At 64.1% G+C, this 2,405-nt stretch carries 3 protein-coding genes; all 3 read right to left on the minus strand.

Translation table 11 applies throughout. The features are described 5' to 3' along the window. Positions 1-162 precede the first annotated feature (162 nt). On the minus strand, positions 163-600 hold the full coding sequence (locus MAXJ12_RS34045) for a YqfO family protein (RefSeq protein WP_040589756.1): 438 nt from the start codon (positions 598-600) through the stop codon (positions 163-165). A gap of 118 nt (positions 601-718) precedes the next feature. Continuing rightward, positions 719-1,435 (minus strand): HAD family hydrolase, encoded by a 717-nt coding sequence (locus MAXJ12_RS34050; RefSeq protein ID WP_139044191.1) that lies wholly within the window; start codon positions 1,433-1,435, stop codon positions 719-721. 6 nt (positions 1,436-1,441) lie between these two features. Then, positions 1,442-2,405, minus strand: a 964-nt coding sequence (gene pgi / locus MAXJ12_RS34055; RefSeq protein ID WP_008840812.1) for a glucose-6-phosphate isomerase, incomplete at its 5' end; no start/stop codon positions are given.

Below are 2,405 nucleotides of genomic sequence, written 5' to 3' on the forward strand. Positions count from 1 at the left end.
GACAGACACCGGACGGGCGGGCATGGGAGTGCCTGTTCTTTTTTATGAATTCGTGCGGCGCTTTCTTGCCTGCCCGTCTTCCCGACTACTCAACGGCCAAGGCGGAAACGCAGCGTGGCATCGGAGAAGCTTGTGCCAAATCATCCCTCACCGACCTTCGCGCTACGGCTTCGTCTTCCAGTCTCCGGCCGTATTCCACCAGCGGTTCGGGTTATCCTTGTCGTCAAGACCCTTCGAGCGGCTGCCAAGAATGCTCTCCACCCGGATCACCGGCTCTTGATAGCTATGGACCTGGAAGATCAACTCAACCACACGCTCCAGCAGCGCTTGATCTTCCTCCAGCTCGAAACTCACCTCGACGACGCCAGGGCGCTTGCGAACCTCGTTCTCAGCTCCTGCGGCGGCGCCCTCGAGCGGGCGATAGCGTTCTATCCCAGCGGCCGACTGGTAAGCGTTGCTGTCATATTTTCCCATGGTGAGCGGTACCGCTTTCACCACATGCTCCATGATGCGGTCCACATCCTCCGCAGGCATTTGCACCATCACGAGAAGCAATCGCTCCATGCGGACTGACGACGTCCCGAAACTCTGCATTGCCATGCTGGCCTCCGGTCCCGGGGGCATCCTGGTACCGGTCTGCCGACGACGTCCTGTCAGCAAGCCATCCGCAATCTGGGGCAGCTACGAAAATAATACCTCTGTCTGCCGGCCAGATCCCTCAAGCAACATTCCGAGCCGCCAGAAACCCCGGCAGATCGGCGATCGAATCCAGCACCACGTCGGCCATCGGCGCCAGGGTTTCACGCGTGCCAGTGCCGGAAAGCACCGCGATCGCGAGCCCCACCCCGCCGGCGCGGGCCATTTCCATATCATGACGGTTGTCGCCGACCATCGCGATCTCGGACGGCTTCAGGCCAGTCAAATCGGAGAAGGCGTAGATGGCATCCGGCGCAGGTTTTGGGTTGGCGACCGCATCGTAGCCATAGGCTGCGTCGAACATCTGCGCCACGCCGAGCGCCAGCAGCGTCTTTTCCGCGCCGCCGGTGGAATCGTTCGTGGCGACGCCAAGCCGGAAGCCCAGGCGGTGCAGGCGGGCGATCGCGTCCTGGCTGCCCGGCAGCGGCACGGACTGCCTGGCGCCCTCTTCCGCCGTGAACTGGTCGAAGCCGATGGTCATCTTCCGCCGGTCCTCGGCAGCGGCATCCGGATACCACAGCGCCACGATGTCGGCATTGGTGCCGGCGGCGAACACGGAATCGGCCTTGAAGCACTTTTTGCCGAAATCATAACCGGCCGCCTCCATCAGCGCATCCGCCCTGGCGCGGTCGCCGCCCGCCGCCTGCAGCGCCAGAAGGTCGCCGATCGCGAACCATGTCGCCTGGAAATCGACGAGTGTCCCGTCCTTGTCGAACAGGATGCCTTTGATGCTGCTCAAGATCATCTACTCCGCCCCGCGCTGAAGGTGGATATGACGCACGAGCCCGGCTGTCGAGGCGTCGCTCCTCGCGGCATCCTGTGTGCCCTCCACGACAGGCAGCAGTCCGGTGGCCAATTCCTTGCCGAGCTCGACCCCCCATTGGTCGAAGGCGTTGATGCCGAAAAGCTGCGCCTCGACAAAGACCCGGTGCTCGTAGAGCGCGATCAGCCGGCCGAGCGTATGTGGGTCGAGTTTTCTGTAGAGGATCGTCACCGACGGCCGGTTGCCCGGGAACACCCGATGCGGCGCGATCTTTTCGATTTCGGCAGGCGTCATGCCCTTGGCGCGCATCTGCGCCTCGGCTTCCTCCAGCGTGCGGCCTTTCATCAGCGCCTCGGATTGCGCCAAGCAGTTCGCCAGCAGCAGATCGTGGTGATGGCGAAGCTCCGGCTCATGGCCCTCGGCTGCGGCCAGAAATTCGACGGGAACGATGTCCGTGCCCTGGTGCAGCAGCTGGAAAAACGCATGCTGGCCGGTGGTGCCGGGTTCGCCCCATACCACCGGTCCGGTCGGCGTCGCGACAGCGTCGCCGTCGATCGTCACCCGCTTGCCGTTCGATTCCATGTCGAGCTGCTGCAGATAGGCCGGCAGCCGCGACAGGCGCTGGTCGTAGGGGATGACCGCGCGGGTCGGATAGTTGCAGACGACCCGGTGCCAGTACCCGATCAGGCCCATGACCACGGGAATGTTCTTCAGGAGCGGCGCGGTCGCAAAATGCCGGTCCATTTCATGCGCGCCGGCCAGGAATTCGCGGAAACGCCCCGCTCCGACCGCGATCATCACCGGCAGGCCGATCGCGGACCACAGCGAATAGCGGCCGCCGACCCAGTCCCAGAAGCCGAAGACGCGGTCGGGCGCGATGCCGAAATTCGCGACCTTGTCCAGCGCGGTGGAGACGGCGGCGAAGTGCTTGGCCACGGCGGGGGCG

The sequence above is a fragment of the Mesorhizobium alhagi CCNWXJ12-2 genome (assembly GCF_000236565.1).
Lineage (GTDB): Bacteria > Pseudomonadota > Alphaproteobacteria > Rhizobiales > Rhizobiaceae > Allomesorhizobium > Allomesorhizobium alhagi.

Excerpts from the sequence above, each read along its gene's own strand:
- MAXJ12_RS34045 (WP_040589756.1), bottom strand. The coding sequence starts at position 600 with ATGGCAATGCAGAGTTTCGGGACGTCGTCAGTCCGCATGGAGCGATTG.